Source organism: Mesoplasma melaleucae, from assembly GCF_002804105.1.
Lineage (GTDB): Bacteria > Bacillota_I > Bacilli_A > Mycoplasmatales > Mycoplasmataceae > Mesoplasma > Mesoplasma melaleucae.
In genome coordinates this window covers 783,687-802,201 of record NZ_CP024964.1, presented here as the reverse complement: position 1 = coordinate 802,201, position 18,515 = coordinate 783,687, and the positions used below count along the sequence as shown (strand labels likewise).

The 18,515-nt window shown below is 24.6% G+C and carries 18 protein-coding genes; all 18 read left to right on the top strand.

The annotated features are described in order from the left end of the window. The first annotated feature begins 70 nt into the window (after positions 1 to 70). Positions 71 to 1,948: a hypothetical protein gene (locus EMELA_RS04185; RefSeq protein ID WP_028123870.1), complete on the top strand. Its 1,878-nt coding sequence runs from the start codon at positions 71 to 73 to the stop codon at positions 1,946 to 1,948. 9 nt (positions 1,949 to 1,957) lie between these two features. Further along, positions 1,958 to 2,917, top strand: coding sequence for a DHH family phosphoesterase (locus EMELA_RS04180; RefSeq protein WP_028123869.1), 960 nt, complete (start codon positions 1,958 to 1,960; stop codon positions 2,915 to 2,917). Then, positions 2,904 to 3,515, top strand: a complete 612-nt coding sequence (locus tag EMELA_RS04175; protein WP_028123868.1) for a thymidine kinase — start codon at positions 2,904 to 2,906, stop codon at positions 3,513 to 3,515. Before EMELA_RS04180 ends, EMELA_RS04175 begins: the two co-directional genes overlap by 14 nt. Before the next feature lies 1 nt (position 3,516). Then, positions 3,517 to 4,611: a peptide chain release factor 1 gene (prfA, locus tag EMELA_RS04170; protein ID WP_028123867.1), complete on the top strand. Its 1,095-nt coding sequence runs from the start codon at positions 3,517 to 3,519 to the stop codon at positions 4,609 to 4,611. Next, complete coding sequence (gene prmC, locus EMELA_RS04165; RefSeq protein ID WP_028123866.1) at positions 4,601 to 5,470, top strand: peptide chain release factor N(5)-glutamine methyltransferase; 870 nt, start codon at positions 4,601 to 4,603, stop codon at positions 5,468 to 5,470. Before prfA ends, prmC begins: the two co-directional genes overlap by 11 nt. Before the next feature lie 2 nt (positions 5,471 to 5,472). Continuing rightward, the gene (locus EMELA_RS04160; RefSeq protein ID WP_028123865.1) at positions 5,473 to 6,972 is read left to right on the top strand and encodes a hypothetical protein; all 1,500 of its coding nucleotides are present in this window, start codon (positions 5,473 to 5,475) and stop codon (positions 6,970 to 6,972) included. Next, on the top strand, positions 6,962 to 7,468 hold the full coding sequence (locus EMELA_RS04155; RefSeq protein WP_028123864.1) for an L-threonylcarbamoyladenylate synthase: 507 nt from the start codon (positions 6,962 to 6,964) through the stop codon (positions 7,466 to 7,468). The genes EMELA_RS04160 and EMELA_RS04155 overlap by 11 nt, the downstream gene beginning before the upstream one ends. A 354-nt stretch (positions 7,469 to 7,822) precedes the next feature. Then, positions 7,823 to 8,113, top strand: coding sequence for a hypothetical protein (locus tag EMELA_RS05040; RefSeq protein WP_028123863.1), 291 nt, complete (start codon positions 7,823 to 7,825; stop codon positions 8,111 to 8,113). Positions 8,114 to 8,228: 115 nt separating this feature from the next. Next, the gene (locus EMELA_RS04145; protein ID WP_028123862.1) at positions 8,229 to 9,143 is read left to right on the top strand and encodes a hypothetical protein; all 915 of its coding nucleotides are present in this window, start codon (positions 8,229 to 8,231) and stop codon (positions 9,141 to 9,143) included. 273 nt (positions 9,144 to 9,416) lie between these two features. After that, complete coding sequence (locus EMELA_RS04595) at positions 9,417 to 9,560, top strand: hypothetical protein (RefSeq protein ID WP_156932095.1); 144 nt, start codon at positions 9,417 to 9,419, stop codon at positions 9,558 to 9,560. A 155-nt stretch (positions 9,561 to 9,715) separates the two neighbouring features. Then, positions 9,716 to 10,258 carry a hypothetical protein gene (locus EMELA_RS04140; RefSeq protein ID WP_028123861.1) on the top strand — a complete coding sequence of 181 codons (543 nt, stop codon included), beginning with the start codon at positions 9,716 to 9,718 and terminating at the stop codon, positions 10,256 to 10,258. A gap of 873 nt (positions 10,259 to 11,131) precedes the next feature. Next, complete coding sequence (locus tag EMELA_RS04135; protein ID WP_100608986.1) at positions 11,132 to 12,853, top strand: hypothetical protein; 1,722 nt, start codon at positions 11,132 to 11,134, stop codon at positions 12,851 to 12,853. 53 nt (positions 12,854 to 12,906) lie between these two features. Next, a complete protein-coding gene (locus tag EMELA_RS04130) occupies positions 12,907 to 14,310 on the top strand; it encodes an Mbov_0401 family ICE element transposase-like protein (protein ID WP_100608985.1) in 1,404 nt (467 codons plus the stop codon). A 444-nt stretch (positions 14,311 to 14,754) separates the two neighbouring features. Next, positions 14,755 to 14,868 carry a ParA family protein gene (locus tag EMELA_RS05415; protein WP_084485315.1) on the top strand — a complete coding sequence of 38 codons (114 nt, stop codon included), beginning with the start codon at positions 14,755 to 14,757 and terminating at the stop codon, positions 14,866 to 14,868. 402 nt (positions 14,869 to 15,270) lie between these two features. Next, the gene (locus tag EMELA_RS04120; RefSeq protein ID WP_028124544.1) at positions 15,271 to 15,486 is read left to right on the top strand and encodes a hypothetical protein; all 216 of its coding nucleotides are present in this window, start codon (positions 15,271 to 15,273) and stop codon (positions 15,484 to 15,486) included. Positions 15,487 to 15,704: 218 nt separating this feature from the next. After that, entirely contained in the window at positions 15,705 to 15,860 is a 156-nt protein-coding gene (locus EMELA_RS04590) for an HU family DNA-binding protein (protein ID WP_156932141.1), read from the top strand. 151 nt (positions 15,861 to 16,011) lie between these two features. Beyond that, positions 16,012 to 16,500: a hypothetical protein gene (locus EMELA_RS04585; protein WP_156932142.1), complete on the top strand. Its 489-nt coding sequence runs from the start codon at positions 16,012 to 16,014 to the stop codon at positions 16,498 to 16,500. A gap of 1,291 nt (positions 16,501 to 17,791) precedes the next feature. Then, on the top strand, positions 17,792 to 18,514 hold the full coding sequence (locus tag EMELA_RS04105; RefSeq protein ID WP_028124547.1) for a hypothetical protein: 723 nt from the start codon (positions 17,792 to 17,794) through the stop codon (positions 18,512 to 18,514). Position 18,515 lies beyond the last annotated feature (1 nt).

The following is an 18,515-nucleotide window of genomic DNA, read 5'->3' as shown; positions in this document are numbered from 1 at the left end:
TGTTTTATTAAGACATCAAATGATTTAAAATATAATAAATGTTATGTCTTTAATAGAAAGAGGATTTTTCATGTCATATAAAATTAAAAATTTCATCCCCTTAAACAGCAAAGAAACAATAAAAAAAATTGATTTTGAATCTAAATCTGGGGAAATAACTAATATTTACTTAGATGACGAAAAACAAAAATCATTTAAAAAACTTATTTTAGGTCGCCAAAAAAATAAAACTGGAAGATATCAAGTTGATGATAAAGATATCATTAATAAAAACTTTATTAAACGACACACAGAATACATTAAAACAGATACTTGATTTGAACGTTTAATTCCCACAAAATGAATTCTTGCGCTTTCATTGCTTTCAGATTTACAATTTTTAAGAAAATCAAGAATTAAATACGCAGAAAAGAAATATGATTATTTATCTTTATTAGATTTAAAAAATGATCTTTCAGATTTAAAGCTAAGAAGAGATATTGATGAAGCAATTAATAAATTTCTTAAATTCTTAAATGAGTCTCATGAAAAAAAAATTAAAAATTTAGATGAATCAGTAGCTACTTTAAATGAAACAATGGCACAAAAGCTGTTTGAAGAATTTTCGCCACAAGTTAAAGTTTTGTCAAAAGCTAAACATGACATTGAAAAAGAAATTTTGTTTAATAGAATGGAATTTAAATTTGTTCAAGTTTTATATGACAAAATTGATTCTCTTAATGAACTAAGAGATTCATGTACTTGTGAATATAATACAAAAAAATCAAATAACAAATTATTGAGAAAAAGAAAAGGCTTATTTGAATATAAACAAACTAAGTTTATTGTGGAAAAACAATTAAAGTTTTTAAACATAAGATTAAACAAATTAAGACTTGAAAGTATTATTTTAACTTTTAGAAAAAGAACAATTTTGTCTCAATTCAAATTTGAATTAGATAAATTCTATAAAATATATTCAGTTTCAAAAGAAGTACAACAAGATATATCAGCTGAACTTGCTAATTGGAAAAAAATTATTGTTGATAAATTTGCTGATCAAAATAACTCAGAAAAAATATTTTTATTTAACTTTATTAAAACTGAAACAACATTGCTAACAAAATTCATAATTTCAAATATTCATAATTATCATAAATTGATTTTAACTGGTGAAATAAAATATGGTAATAAAAATGAATTCTTGTCATTAAGAAAACATTATAAAAAACAAATTGTGCCTGTTGTAAAACAAGCTGAGAATTGAATGGAATCTAACTTTAAAAACTTGGACATTAACTTTGAATGATTCTTAAAAGGGTCTTTCAAGCTATCTTCGTTAAATATGATTTATGTTAAAATTTTAAAAGCTATTAATTTAGGGAAGAAGAATATTTTTATATCTGACTTTTTACATTTATTAACAAGTAAAGATTATGAAATGTTATTTGAAACAATTAAAAAAATTAATAAGTTCTATCCAGAAATAGCGTTCATTATTATGCACTCAAAAACATTTACAATAAATGATTTAGGAAAATCAAAAAAAATCTACTGATTAAAAAATGATGAATTAGTTAAAACTGCAACAACTGAATTCTTTGAAAAAAACTTAGTTGATATTTGCAAAAATGAGTTGGGTGAATCAAATGTATTTGCTTTCTCAAAAGAAACAGATAATCTAATTGATATTGAAAATAGATTATGAAATGTTAAGTCAAAAAAATTTAATGATTCTGGGTTCATCTTTGTTAATCCGCTACAGATCTCAACAGAATTTATTGAGAATAATTCTGTGCCAATAAATGTTAGAATTATTAGGGCTAATAAATATCATGATAAAAACATGTATTTTGGTGTAACACGAAATAAAACAAAAGTTTATTTTTATTCAAAAGATAAATCATTTGAAAGAGAGACTGAAGTTGTTCTTTATCTTGAAGAACGTTCTATATCAGCAATAATATAAGGAGAAAAAATGAAAGAAACAAATTACAAACTGTTAGTTGCAAAAATTAAGAAATATAAAAATATTATAATTTTAAAACACATTAGACCAGATTGAGATGCTCAAGGTAGCTCAATGGGGCTTGCTTATTTAATTCAAGAAAATTATAAAGGTAAAACAATTGTTGTGCCTGGTGATAGATTAGATGATAATGTTGATTTTTGAGAAGATAACATAACTGATAAATTTATTAAATCAGCTTTAGTAATAATAGTTGATACAGCAACAAAATCAAGATTAGATTTTGATAGATATGACTTAGCCGAAGAAACTTTTAAAATTGATCACCATGTAAACATTGATCCATATGCAAAAAATGAAATTGTGCATGAGACTGCAATAGCATGTACAGAAGTTATAACTTTATGAGCAGAAGTAATGAAATTAAAATGAAATTCTAATGCTGCTTCAAATTTATACAAGGGATTAGTAACAGATAGTGGAAGGTTCTTATTCCCAAATACAAGCTACAAAACTTTTAATGCTGCAAAAGTATTACTTGAAAATGGAGCTAATTTAAAACAAGTTCATGATTCATTATTCGTATCAGATTTAAAAAGAAAAAAATATGCAAACTTTGCTTTTTCAAAATTACAATTATCAGAAAAAGGTGTAGGACATATTACTATTACTAAAAAAGATCAAAAACCTTGAAATTATTCATACGATGAAATTAAATCAGCTTTAGGAACAATGAGTGGAATCGATGAAATTAAAATCTGAGTTCTAGTTATTGAATTAGATGATGAAATTAAAGTTTCAATCAGAAGTAGAGATTATGAAATTGATAAAATTGCCAATAAATATGATGGTGGTGGACACAAACTAGCAAGTGCATGTAAATTAAAAGCATTAAGTGATATTGATAAACTTGTAAAAGATTTAGATAAAGTTATTGCAAAAGGAAAAAAAAAATATGATACCAAATAGAGATACAATAGAACAAAAACAATTAGGTTGAGTTGAATTAATTACAGGTTGTATGTTTGCTGGTAAAACTGAAGAATTTATTAAAAGATTACGTAGACATGCTGTTGCAAAAAGAAATCTAATTGCTTTTAAAGCAGCTGTTGATACAAGATACGCAAAAAATGAAGTAGTATCACACTCAGGAACACTTTTACCATCAGTACCAGTTAGTTCAACTGCAGAATTGAAAAAACATTTAGAAGCAAAAATCTTAGAAAAAAAAGTTGATGTTGTTGGAATTGACGAAGTTCAATTTTTTGATGAAGAAATTGTTGGTTACATTGAAGAACTTGCAGATCGTGGAATTATTGTAATTGTAACTGGACTTGATAAAGATTTTAGAAATCAACCATTTAAAAATGTTGATAGAATCTTACCACTAGCTGAAATGGTTGATAAATTAACTGCTATTTGTCAAAAATGTGGTAATTTTGCTAACAGAACTCAAAGAATCATTGATGGTAAACCAGCTGAATGAAATTCTCCATTAATTTTAGTTGATGGTAATGATAGTTATGAAGCTAGATGTAGAAATTGTTATGAAATAGTAAAGGAGTAATATGAATCCAAAAACTTATGAAGCATTAGAAACTATGCAAAAAAGGGTTGAACAAATCGATAAAGATTTACAATCTGAAGAAATTGTTGCTGATGTTAAAAAAATGCTAGAACTTAATAAAGAACACGCCAATTTAATTGAAGTTGTTGAAAAATTTATTGAGTATAAAACTGTAATTAAGGCAATAGCAGATGCAAAAGAAATCTTAGGTAATGAAAAAGACGCTGAAATGATTGAACTTGCTAAAATGGAATTATCAGAAAATGAAGATGCCATTGAACCAATTGTTAAAGTTATTGAAGAATTACTTTTACCAAAAGATCCTAATGATGATAAAAACGTTATTGTTGAAATTCGTGGAGCTGCTGGTGGGGATGAAGCAAATATTTTTGCAGGTGACTTATTAAGAATGTATAAATTATATGCAGAAGGTCAAAACTGAAAAATTACTATGCTTGATACAAGCCCATCTGAAGCGGGTGGATTCTCACAAGTTTCATTTATGGTTAAAGGTGATCGAGTTTATTCTAAACTTAAATTCGAATCAGGAGCACACCGTGTTCAAAGAGTACCCAAAACAGAAGCTAAAGGAAGAATTCAAACATCAACTGCAACAGTAGTTGTTTTACCTGAAATGAGTGATGTAGAAATCGAAATCAAAAATAGTGATTTAAGAATCGATACATACCGTTCATCAGGCGCTGGTGGACAACACGTTAATACAACTGATTCTGCTGTGCGTATTACTCATATTCCTACTGGAGTTGTAGCTGCTTCTCAAGATGGAAGAAGTCAACATGATAACAAAGATATTGCGATGACAATGTTAAGAGCAAGAATTTATGAAGCAGAATTTGAAAAACAACAAGCTGAAGCAGATGCAACACGTAAAAACGCTGTTGGTACTGGAGCTAGAAGTGAAAAGATAAGAACTTATAACTATCCACAAAATCGTGTAACTGATCATAGAGTAGGTTTAACATTAAACAAACTTGATCAAGTAATGGAAGGCAAAATTGATGATTTTATCATTGAACTTGTTAATGATGAACAAAAACAAAAAGTAGCAGCTCAAATTCAAAGCGATGAAAAATAAAATTATTGATGTTTTAAATAAACTTTTACAGAATGAAAAATTAGGTAGATCAGATGCAATAGAAATCATTTCATATGTAACTAAAATTGAATATAATGAAGTGATTATTAATCAAAACAATTTTTTATCTAAAAAAGTAGTAAAACACATATTTAAAATTTTAAAAAGTCTAGCTAAAGGGAAACCTTTAGCTTATATTTTAGGCTATAAAATTTTTAGAGGTCATAAAATTATTGTAAATAAAAACACTTTAATACCCAGAATGGAAACTGAGCAAATACTTGATTATGTTAATGATTTTATAAAAACAAATAATAAAAATAAATTAAATGCACTTGATCTATGTACTGGGTCAGGTTGTTTGGGAATATCAATGTTTTTAGAAAATAAACAAAGTATTAATAAAATAGTTATTAGTGATATTTCTAAAAAAGCTTTAAAAGTTGCAAAGCAAAATGTTGAAATGCATGATGCAACAAGCAATATTGAATTATTTCAAAGTGATTTTTTAACTAATATTTTAAATGATAAAAACAAATTTAATATTTTAGTTTGTAATCCGCCATATATTGATAAAAACGATTTAAATATTGATGATTCAACTTTAAAATATGAACCAAAACTAGCATTATTTGCAGAAGATAATGGTTTGTTTTATTACAAAGAAGTTATTAAAAATATTAATCGGATAATGGCAATTAAAGAACAGTTTATTATTGTTTTTGAGATTGGATGAAAGCAAAAAGATGGATTAGAAACTTATTTAAATAATGAAATAGGTTTAAAATATAAATGAAAGTTCACAAAAGATTATTTTAATAATTGAAGAAACTTAATAATATTTAACAAGGAGATATAGATTTGAAGAAGGTTAAATTCAAAAGTAACTTTAGACTTAACTTTAAAGTTAAAGATAAAGATCAAACAGTTCAAGAAAAAAATGCACACTTATATAAAGTTGCAATTTTAAGTATGTTTATTTTTATTGTTTTAATGATTCCAACCTATATCTTTAGTTGAATAGTTTTTACAGATATAAATTTAAAAATATATTTTAATTTCTGACCAGAATTAATAAAAATTCTTGATGTGCCTGCAAAAAAAGAAATAGCTGTACCTGTGTATCTAGGGTGAGATTTCTTTATAGTAGCTATTATTGGTTTTGTTATGTTGAAGCCATTTTTGAGCAGTTCAGGAACAAGCAATAATGTTAAAACAGGATATTGAATAGTTTTAATTTTATTTTGTATGATTTCAGCTTTATTTTCTTCAATAGGTCAATATCACTTTTCTAAATTTCAAGAATTCTTTACATTTGAATCATTAATTATTCAACCTGAAAATGCTTCAACTTATCAAGTACCACAAGTAATTGTTGAAATCTCAAAACAATTTACGGAAAATAGAAGTGAAAGCTACACATGAGCTTCTGAAGATGCTATTTGATGAATTTTATTTATTCAAATTATTGTTATCTTTATGCTATCGCTAAGTATTCAAAATGCAGTAATTGTTGAAAGTGAAAACTTAAACATTAACAAATATATTGATTATATTAGTAAAAGAAAAAAAGAATTAAATCAAAATAAATTAAGAGCATTTTTATCAAAAATATTTAAAAACTCGGATAAAAACATTTCTAACTGAACAATCTTGGCAGCAGGATGTATTTTATTACCGCAATTTATTTATGTTGTTATGATTTCTTTTGAAACAACAAAAGCAGCAATGCTAACTAGAACAATTCATGTCTTACAAGAACTTTTAAAAAGATATGGAATTGAAGGTCAATTGTTAGATCCTAAATTTGATGGAATTTTAAAATACGAAAGTAACTACTTTGTTTATTGCTCATTACCAATTATAGGTCTAGGAACAACAATCGCAACTTTTATGTATTTTATTTCTGTTTCAATTAGGGGAGAAAACAAATCTCAAAACTTATTTATTACTCAATACTTTATTATTTATACAAACCTATTAGTTTTAACTTGTTTAAATATTGTTTCAAAAGTTCAAGTAGGAAATTTAGTTGGATTATGAAATGGGAGTACTGAAAATCAAAGCACAATAGGTAAAGATTTCATTAGCAAAATACACTTAATTATGGGTGAAAATTTCGAATTTATTGAAAAAGCATATTATCTTGATCAAATTAATGGAAATATTACTTTTGCATGATCAAATTTAATTAATATTGTGTCTGAGTCAATTATTTTATTTGGATTAATTATTTCTTCATTCTTAATTATTGGTGTAAATATTATGAGAACAACAATATTTAAAAAACGTGTTGGTGCACAAATTTTATTCTCAGAAAGATTAGCAAAAAGAAGAAGAGGAAATAAAAATGTTAAATAGTACTCAAATTTCCAAAGCTATATTAGATTTAAAAAATGATGAAGTAATTATTTTACCAACTGATACCATATATGGTTTATCAGCACTTTGAAATAAAACAAATGAAGTAAAAATAAATAAATTAAAGAATGCAACAAATAATAAACCACTAATAGTTTTGATAAGTGATATAAAGCAATTAGATGGTATGCATATTGTTGAAAACAAAGCAAAAGATTTATTATTTGAAAAGTTAACAACAGTGATTTTTAAAATGAATAATGATTCACAAACAATAGCAGTAAGATTAATTGAAAGAGAAGATATTAAAACAATTATTGATGAAGTTGGTCCAATATTTTCTACAAGTGTAAACAAACATGGTGATAAAGCATTAAACAAGAAAGAGGAATTATTAAATTTTAATTTAAACTTAAATGTTTATTTTGATAGCGAAGTTACAAATACAAAACCTTCAAAAATTTATAATTCAATTACAGACGAATGAATTCGATAAAAGAAAAGTATTTTATTAATGATATTTCAAAATATTTTGAATTTAACGAAGAATCATTTAATTTAAAATTAGTTAAAGAAATAAATTATGATATCAGAATTTTGTTTAACTTATTATATTGATGAAAATCTTGAACTAAATCTTGAAACAATTGATCAACTATGTCAAAAAGAGTTTCCTTTTATTTAAAACCCTTTTTCTAAAGTATTAGAACAAATATTTTTAAGAAACAGTATTGCAAAAGAGTTAATTCTTAACTCAATAGAAAAAAGAAACTCTGAGTCAATTAAATTTCATAAAAATGATGAATAACACAAACAAGCAATACGTTTAGCTAAATTTGTTGTTCATGATTTGAACAAATTTATTTATAAACATAAAATTACACATTCAGTAACAAACTTATTGTTAGCATCAATTGAATCAAATTTAAATTTTTATGGAAAAGTAGATTTAGTTTTAAAATCAGAAAAAGATTGATTTTTATGTCTTTTTAAATTTAGTAAATCATCATTTGAAGCCAAATACATGTATGAAGCAATACTTGAGAAAAAATTAATTGAAAATAATTCGAATATAAAAATATGTAAAGTTTTTGTGTTTAATCCATTAAATGACATAATAATAAGAGAATATAACCTTTAATAATAAAAGTTTTTCAATAAATTAACTCTTTTTAGCAAATTTTTGAATTTTATTTTCACACCAAAGTGGTATATAATAAAAAAGTAATTTATAAAAAAATGAAGGAGAAGTTCATATGAGAGATACTTATGATATTGTTTTTGACCACAAAGATAATAAGCACTTTAACCAGGATTTAAGTAACCTTATCAAAAGATCACCGAATGACAACTTTGAAAAGTGATTATTTAAGGACAAACAATTGGAAAACTTCTCACCTATCACAATAGTTAATCAAAAAAATGAAATAATTGCTGCTTTAGGGATACTAAAATTTGATGTATTCATTAGTGGGGAAAAATGCAGTGCAGTTCAAGTTGGTAACTTTTTTGTCAAAGAAGCATACCAAAAAGAAAACTTAGAAGAAATTCTAATTGAAGCTGCAATCTATAAATATTCAAATTTAGTAGATATTTTAATTTCATATTGTGGTCTTAAAGATGAAGAAATTTTAAAAAAATCAGGATTTGAAAGAAGACAAGAATATTTATTTTTCTTGCCGTGAAATAATAAAGAAAAAATGGAGTCTTCAAAAATTGTTAAATTAGATTTATCAACAGCTCACGATTTTGAGTTAGTAAAAGAAGCGTTACTTCACTCAAGCAAACAATCAAACATACTTGATACAAAAGGCGATAGTTTAGTTAAGTTTCATAATATTCAAAAATATTTTGAAGAAGACTTATGATATATACCATCTCTTGAAACAGTTGTATGTTTTAGAATTAAAGATGGGGTATTTGATTTTATAGCATCATTTTCACCACATAATATTGACTTACCAGAGTTGTTAAACATAGTTGTTCCAAACGGTATTAAAAGAATTGACTTTGGTTTTATGCCTGATATAAAAGAAGGCGTACATATTACAAAAACAGATTCATTTATTAGAACAGGTTTAGACATGCATTCATGTTTATACTTAAAAGAAGTAACAACAGGATTAAGAGACAAAAAATTTATGTTTCCAATCTTATCAAGACAAAAATAAAATTAAGACACACGGTTATATGACCTAATTGTCTTTTTTTTATTTTAATAGAGCGCTGATACACTAAAACCGGACAAAAAGTTATTTTGAAATTTAAAGCAGTTAAAACTAAATAAGTGATTGTTGTTTTGTTAAATTATTACATATTTAAAAGATTAATATAAATTAGAAAGGTTACTAAAATTTTTTAGAAGTTATTAAAGAAGGAAAAAATAAAAATAAAATAATTAATTTATAAAAATGGTGTATTACAAAAAAAGGTAACTCGTGGTGATGAAAAAATCGGTTATATTCTTACAACAAAAACAAAGAATTAAATTAATACCACTTTCAATATCTTCAAGAGATGAAATTGAAATTAGAGTGAAAAAAATATTTGTAAATGTTATGGATATAACAACATATTTTTTGAAGTAGTTAAAACTCAAGATGAAAAAATATTTTAAATGTAGAAATTGTAGAATGAATCATGTATGATAAAAAATGGTAAACCTGCTTATTTTATAACATAAAAAGTAGGGAAAAATATAGCAAAAGTACAATTTAAAAAACCAGCTATTAAAGGTTGAAATGTGCCAATAGCTAGAAGACCTGTTGACAAAGAACGATCAACTAAAGATACCCTTAAAATTATTGTGACTTCAGAAGATAGCGATATTCTAAGAAGTTTTAACGTGCCTAAAAAGTTTGTTACTGACAAAAATAATGAAAAGGACTACTTTTATATTTGAATACCAAAAAAAGATTTTACTCAATGATCATATTCATATATATGAGAAAAAGTACAATATAAGCAATTAGCATGTAAAGCAATAGGATTTAATCATTTAGTAGAATTAATGAATATTTGTCCTCACTTTACAAGGAAATTAATATCAGCAATTAAAAATGGACTTAAAACAATTAAAGACAAAGCTGCTCAACAAATAAGAAAGATTATTAAAATGCAAAAAGAATTTAATGAAATAGAACTTAAAGTATCTAAAGTAAATTTAGAATTATACCAGCTTGTTACTAAAACATTTCTAGACAAACAAGGAAAAGATAAGGAATCTCCTCCAAAAGAAGTTAAAAATGAATTTATAATGGAAGAAAATATAGATATTGAATGATAATTTGAAAACGTAGTAGAGAATAAATAATTAATCATTAAACACATAAAAATAAGCATTAGTTTTAACTAATTATTTTTTTGTTGCTTGTTTTAATATGAAACTTAATATTTGTCTGCAAATTTAACTTTTAAAATTTTAATTAGTATTTAATAAGTACTCACTAAGGTTTTAGTTAGTATTCAATGAGATAACTATAAATTTCTTTTTCTTCGAAAAGAAACTTTTTTAAAAATCTGTTAACAATTTAATCAACTTTTATAAGTTAAAGATAAATATGATGATTTATCTATTAAAGAAATAATAGTAGAAGTGCTTGTAAAGGAATTAAAAAATAAGAAGAAGCTAAAGCAGCAAAAGAATTAATTGAAATTCTTAAATATGTTTACAGAAAAATGAAGGTATTTTAAATATTAAAATAAATTTTAACTGGAAATTGTAAATCTTAGCCTTTGCACCGACAATTCAACTTACTCCTTATGAATGCTTGAGCCACCCAAATTTTTTAATTTATTATATAATAATAGGTTTCTTTTACCTTAGTTTGAAAGAAAGTGAACTAGAAGTTACAGAAATGGTTTATTCTAATTTCTTAAAAAAAGATAGAAAGAGTTAATTATGAGAGGTTTATTAATGGCTGGTCATTTTTTTTATAGATATTAAATGTGGTATTTGCAAAAAAGTAGGAGTAACAAAATCTTTTAAAGATTGCAAACATTGCAATGTAGATAATGATTCTACTTGAATGTGTACAAATCTTTATGGACATAAAAAGATAAAAATGCAACAAAATCAAAACAAAGAAGGTTAATTCTTCTTTTTTATTGCAATTTTAAAAAATGTTGTTATGTATTAATCTACTCAAACTAGAAACACATGGAACATAAAATAACTAATTGAAAAGACCTAAAGCCAACTGAAAATAATTTTAACTTTACATTTGATGTTTTGGATGCAGTTTGAAATGATTTACTAAAAGAGCCATTCAGTGCAAAAAGTTTATTTTATGCAATGTCAGGTGCTAAAGGATTTGGTAAGACTTTTTTAATTTGCTTGCTTGCTTTATATCTAGTTTGTAATTTTAAAGATTATAATGCCCAGTTAGCAAAATATATTTATGCATCAGCAAAAGAAAGCTATTATAAGACAATGAAAAAAGTAATGAATTTACTTAAAGAAGAATATGAAGTTACTGTTATTGATTTTATTGGACAAAATAAAGTTGCACTAATTAAAGAATTTAACTCAGAATCAAAATGCGCATGAGTCTTTGAAAATGGCAGAGAAATAAATGTTATAGGTTTTGATAATACTAGTAAATGAGAAGGTGTTCCAGCAGCTACTGGGGAAATAGGAATGTTTGCTATTGATGAAGTTATTCCTTTAAATGAAGAAATAATCGATGAAGCAGACTATGTTTACAAGCTTGTAAATCTTATGACTCAAGTGGTGCGTGGTCAAAACTTAACTACATGCTTAGAACCTTTACCTGAATTAAAAGGAATAAAACCTTTACCATTTAATAAAAATAAAACATGACAAATGTATAAAAAGCACTATATTCTTTTTGGATTTAATAATCATGATACTAGTCACCCGATTTATCAAATGTTTATGGACGAAATAGCACCTTTAACAGACGAAGTAAAAGAAGAACTAGATAAAAATGCAGTTAGTTATAGAGAAGACCCTACATTCTTAAACATGGGTGCCACTGTTATACGTGGAACTACAGCAATTAACAAAGCAAATTTAAATCCTAAAGTTTTAGAACTAGGTGAAGGTATTAAAGAACGTTGACCAGAAACGTATAACACTTTATTTAAAGGGGATGAAAATCAGATGCAAATTGATAAATATGCATATAGAAAAGATTTGCTTGAAAATGCTCAATTCTTTAACAAGGAAGATTTTTATTGAGATGAAACAAAGAAATTTTGATTTGACCAAATTAGAATTGGTTCAGATTATGCTGATGGTGGTGAAAGTGGAGATGACGCAGTAACAATGTTAATTGGATTTGAACTTGATGCTATAACAGGTATTGTTAAGGGAGTTTATATTTTAAATGAACTTTCTATATCAACAAAGAAATTTAAAAACATGGAAGATAAAGTTGAATCTATAGCTAATTTTATTAATGATAAAACTAGAAGCTATGAATTTGGATCAGCTAGAGCAAAATTTGAAGATCATATAAGATTTAAAATTGGAGCTGATTCTAGAACTGTTAAAGATTTCTTAATTGGTATTCTTGAAAGAAATCATCAAATGAACAGAGAAATGCTAGAAAGAAATTTCACTTGCTTTATTTCATCAGGTTCTAAAGGATGAAAGATAGAATCAAGACACTATATGTGAAAGAGACTATTAAATGAAAAGAAATTATTCTTTGCAAACGAGTTAAAAGTAATAAAAAAAATACAAGGTGTTGATGTTCTAGTTAAAAAACATGGTTACTTGTATGATGAATTATTTAGATGTACACTTCACCCAGATAAAAAGATAAGAGATGAACGACCAAAACGAAATAAGTTAGATGCTATAAATGCAGCTGAACATGCAATAAGTTACTTTAGATATAATCTTTTTGTGTAATAGAACCTTTTAGGGTTCTTTTTTTGTAAAATGGTAGCAGTAGGAGGACAACTATGAAAGTAATAAATCAAATCGAAGTTTTTGATGAGTTAAAAGACTTACATTTAAATTTATTAATTGAAAATATGCTTGAGAAAATCCAAGAATTAGATTTAGAAATTAAAAATAGTGATTGGCGTAAAGCAGAAGGCTATTATGTTAATGGTTACTCAAAAAGAACTATTATATTTAGCGAAGGTGTTATGACTTTGAAAAGAACAAAATATAAAATATGAAATTCAATTGAAAAAAAATGAAACACTAAACATTTAGTGGATGATTATATTCAATTAGAAAAATATCAAAGAATCAGTTATGAATACATTGATAAAATTCTTAACCAAGTTTCAGACGGAATTAAATACAAAGATATAATAAATTGTTATCCTAAAGCGAGAATTGATAAATCAACAATATCAAGAATTATTAAGAAAATGGATATTGAAAATTTAAGTGAAATTTCATCTGATTTAGATTATGAAATATCAAGTGATGCAGATAAATATGATTATGTTTATGTTTCTACAGATGATGCATTCTTAAAACTAAAGGAATTTGATAAAGAAGAAGCAAAAATGAAAGCAAAAAAACATAGAGTTAGATTAGCTGTTCTTTATTTAGGAGTTTCAGATAAAAAAAATGATCGCAATTCTAAGTTAGTTCATAAAAGAATTATTTACCAAATTGATAAACAAAAAACTAGATTACCTTCATCAGCAAAGTTTGCAGAACTTGTTAAAGAAAAAATTAAAGAATTCTATGATGACAAGGAAAGACAGATTATAGTTTGTGGTGATAAGCATGACTACATAAAAAAAGTTGCAGATGAATTAAACGCTAAAATAGTTTTAGACTTTTTTCACTTAAAAGCAAAAATAAGAAGAGGTCTTCCTTTTACTAAATGAAATAATCCAGCTGGACTAAATCAATTATGTAACCTAATAATGGAAGATATAAAAACCTATCCATTTGTAGCTATAGATAAATTAAAAATTTTAACCCACAGCGCAAACGATAATAAAAAAGTTTTATTAAAAGAAGCTATTCGATATATTAAAAATAATTTAGATGGTATATTTGCTTATCAAGAAGACTGATACAATGGATGTTACACTGAGTCTAACGTTTATCATTTTATTAAATCAATAAGTAATGGAAAATCTTATGCAGTAAAAACATTTAAGAACTTGATCGCGTTAAGGGCAGGTAGAATAAATTGTTTAAATGCATTTGAAATATGAAAACATGAAAAAAACATAAAAATTGAACTAAATGCCTTTGAAAATAAACATCATCAATGAAGAATGCTAAGAAACAAAGATTTTAGAAATGCTGCAAGAAATGGTCATATAGCGTCTATAAATAGCAAATTTTCTAGATACATTGATATTTTTAAACAATATAAAATGTACAAATAAAACTAAAAAATAGACATAAATGGTAAAAAAGGAAATTTAAGGATTTCTATATTTTTTTGTTGCTTTTTTGCTAAAAATGATAAAATAAATGTAATAAAAGATGTTCACATGCAATTTTTCCAGTAAATTTCTACTGGAAATTGTAAATCTTAGGCTTTCCACCAAATAAACAACTTGCTCTTTAGAAAATCATAAAAGAAAAAATAAATTAAATATGTTATAATTATTTTAAGAAAACAAACTAATTACATATTTAACGAATCCTTAAATTTTTTACTGCTTTATTTAAATATGTTAATTCAGACAATCACAAAAGTGATTGTCTTTTTTGTTTCTCTTTTGTGATTTATTGTTTTGAGAAAAAAATATACAAGGTTATATAACATTATTTGAACTTATATAAATTTTTAAAAGAAAGGGGTTAAAAAAAGGGGTTAAAAAAATATGACTAGCTACAAAAAAAATCTGATTAATAACAATAAAGGCGGGGTTGGAAAAACACTTATAACAGCAAATTTTGCCGTTTATTTAGCAAAAAAGGCAAAAAAATTCTGTTAATAGACTTCAATCGTCAAAGAAGTCTAACAGTTAAATTTACCACAAATAAAAAATGAGAAAGTTTCAATATTTTTAATAATAAAAATCCAAAAATTATTGAAACAGAAGTAAAAAATATTTGAATTCTTCCAACTGATAAAAATCCAGAATAAAATATTAACTTTAAAAAATGGAACCAAAATTAAAAGTGTCGAAAGAAAAAATTTTAGCAATTTTGATTATATTTTTTACAATTTGCATTCTGCTATGACAAATTTAAACACAATCGTTTATAAAATTGTTGATTCAATTATTTTAATTAGTGATGGTAGTTTAAATTCGGCAACATTAACAATTGATTCGTTCAATGATTAAGAATGAACTTGTTCTAAAATTGAAAGGAAAAATAACGTTAAAGGTATCTTGTTTAATCGCAATCACGAAGGCAAAGAATCTATATTATCAAAAAACAACTTAAAAGAAATGCTTGGCAAAATTAATTTCAAAATCACTATCCTAGATTGACTTACAATTGCGAAATCTGTAAACGAAAGTGAACCTTGAATGGCAGAAAATGGAAGGACAAATAAAATTTTAAGATTAATTGAAAAAGAAATGATAGAAAAAGAAATTTTATAATGAACAAAAGAATTAATTATCTCGGCAATGAAATTGATATTTCAAAAAATAATTCTTCAAGAACTATAATTACTTCCTTGTCTTTATCAAAAGAAACTTTAGAACTTGAAGAAAATATAAAAGAATCATGGGAATTAGCCTCCTAGAAGTCGGCTTTATACTGCAAAACTAAAAGATATTGTAGGTTTCAAGTCAAAAAAATTCGAAAGAAGAAAAATATGAATAAAAAAGAATTAATTGAATTAATTGTGCAAGAACATAATTTGAGTAAAAAATGAGTAAAAGAAATAGTTGATAATATTTTTAATGAAATAATTAATGCATTAAACGATGTTAAAAAAGTAAATATTAATGAATTTGGAATCTCTTATTAATTAAAAAACTAGAACATGAATGATTTAATCCTATAAAAAATAAATTTAAATTATTCCAGCAAAAACAAAAATTAAATTTAAAAATTCTACTTCTTTAAAAAGTAAACTTAGTCAAAATTATATAATCTTGTACAAATATAGAAAAAAATGTATGAATAATTTAGATTTTAAAAATACTATAAAATTGGCAGAAAATGTAAATACGTGAACACAATGATCATTAAATATTATTTATCAAACTATTGCAGTCATTTTGCTTGTTGCGATATTAGTTCCAGCATTATCATATTTTACTAAAAAGATGTTCGGCGCTAAAGCAGAACCCTCTGGGTTGCTGAAGAACTGAATATCAGTTTTTGCTTCAATTTTAGTCGTTGCAATTTGTTATGCAATTATAACATCCATTAACTTATTGTTGATCAAACCAGAAATCGAAACTTTAAAGGATGCGGCAAATGTATCTACAGATGATTTTTCAACAGCGGTTACCACTTCGGGTTTTGTTATTGCAAACATTTTTTTCTGCAATCATTGGAATTGCTCAACTTTCCTTTGCAATAATATACATAATATGACTTGCAAAAAAATCTTCAGGAGATGCTGTTTCTGTTGCAGGCTTATTCAAAATCTTAATAACTAATGTTGCAATTTTATTCATATTAGTTATTGTTTTTCTTATTATAAACATTGCATATAATCAATATTTAGCAAAAACATTGTAAGATTTAATCAATAATGCATAAATTAAAATTTTAAAATTAGATAAAGTTGAATACAAAAAAAATAAAAAAGAATTAAAACAGTTGCTATATCAGAACAAATTAAAAAAGAATTTATAAAATATAAATTGACTTGTGTCTTTTCGATATTTTTCTTAATGATAATATTATTAATCTCATTGTTATCGATATTAAATAAATTTTTAGATAATTATAGTTGAAAAAACTTTATATCTTATATAAATAAAAATTTAAACAAAGATATTGTAGAAATATTTTTATCTAAAGGATTCTTTAAAATATCAATTATTTTGATAACTATCATCACACCAATGATAATATTGAAAATTATAAATTTAATAAATATGAAAAATGATTTCAAAAAATATAAAATTCATATCTTAAAAAATGAAATACAAAATCTGAAAACGATAAATAAAATTTATAAAAAGTGCATTATAAAACCAAATATTATTAGTTGACTATTAATACCATTTTATATCATAAACGGTATATTTATAGGCACAATTTATGCTATTAATGACATATATAATAATTTTAGAAAGAGGTTTGCATGAAATGTAAATATGATTGCATTTTGTTTAGCAACTGTTTCTATAGTCTTACTTTTGCTGTATGTAACAAATTTATTTCTATTGAAATTTTCAAGAAATAACATTGATAAATATTATGGATATAAAATCAAAAATACTATAATTCACTCTGATCATGCGTTAGTTTATGAATTGAACGAATTTCCTGCCTTCTGCAAAAAAATGAGATATCACAATCTATGGGAGCCAATTATTTATGTACTGATAATAGTGTAATAGAAAACTTTCACTCACTTTTAAAAAAGGGAACAATTCATTCGGATTGAAAAAAATATAATTGCATTGAAGATTGCATATTAGATGTTCAAGATTGATGTATTTGATACAACAAAAATAAAAATAGTGAAATTAAGTTAAAAAGAAACAAAATAATTGAATAGTTTAAATTATTTTTTATACAAGATTATATAAGGTTTTATAACAGAATATACCAATAACTCTTTTTTAAAAAAGAAAAAGTTATTTTGTGCGTATTTTGTTTAAAAAATGATAATATAAATTTAAGTTATTGTTTTGAATTTCAAAGTTATTTTGAATGTCCAAAAACAAGGTATCAGTACTTAGCATATAATTAAATTAAATTTTGAAAAGGGTTTTTATGTTTAAAGTTACAAAAGAAATTAAAGCAAATAAGCATTTTTTAAAGGCTCGCACTAAACAGATCAATAAGTGACTTTATGATCATGGTTTGACTAAACGAGAAGCTAAAAGATTAGTTAAATTTGCAAGAGAAAATATCATTTTAAGAATATTTTTAAATTTGCTTGATTTAGAGGGCAAAAATAAAAAATCTTATATTTTAGAAATCATATATATCACTTTATACTCTAATGTAATGCAAAGAAGTTTAGAAATTAAAGAAACAAAAGAAAGTAAAATAGAATACTTAAAAATTATTAAATTAATTGAAAGTTTAATGCCACATAGTGAAGATAATATTTTTGAAAAGATTAATTATGAAAAAATTATTTTTAACGACATCAAAGATTTTTCATCTTTTAACGATGAAATACTAGATAAAAGAAAAAACTTTTATTTTACAGAAATTGGTTATTTGTTTTCTACAATTAGTGATAACAATAAAGAACTGTTTTATAAATATGGATATTTACTATCAATGTATGTTGTTACATATTTTGAATCAGACATGGAAAAAAAGAATGAAACATTTAACAACTTCTTTTTTAAACTTAAGTTAAACGACACTTTAAATGAAACAACAAAAGAGATAAGTCCTTTTCATTTTAATGGTTTAATTATAAAAATTAATAAATCACTTACTAAATATAGTCGTACATTTAAATTTAAGGATGGTGCTTAGT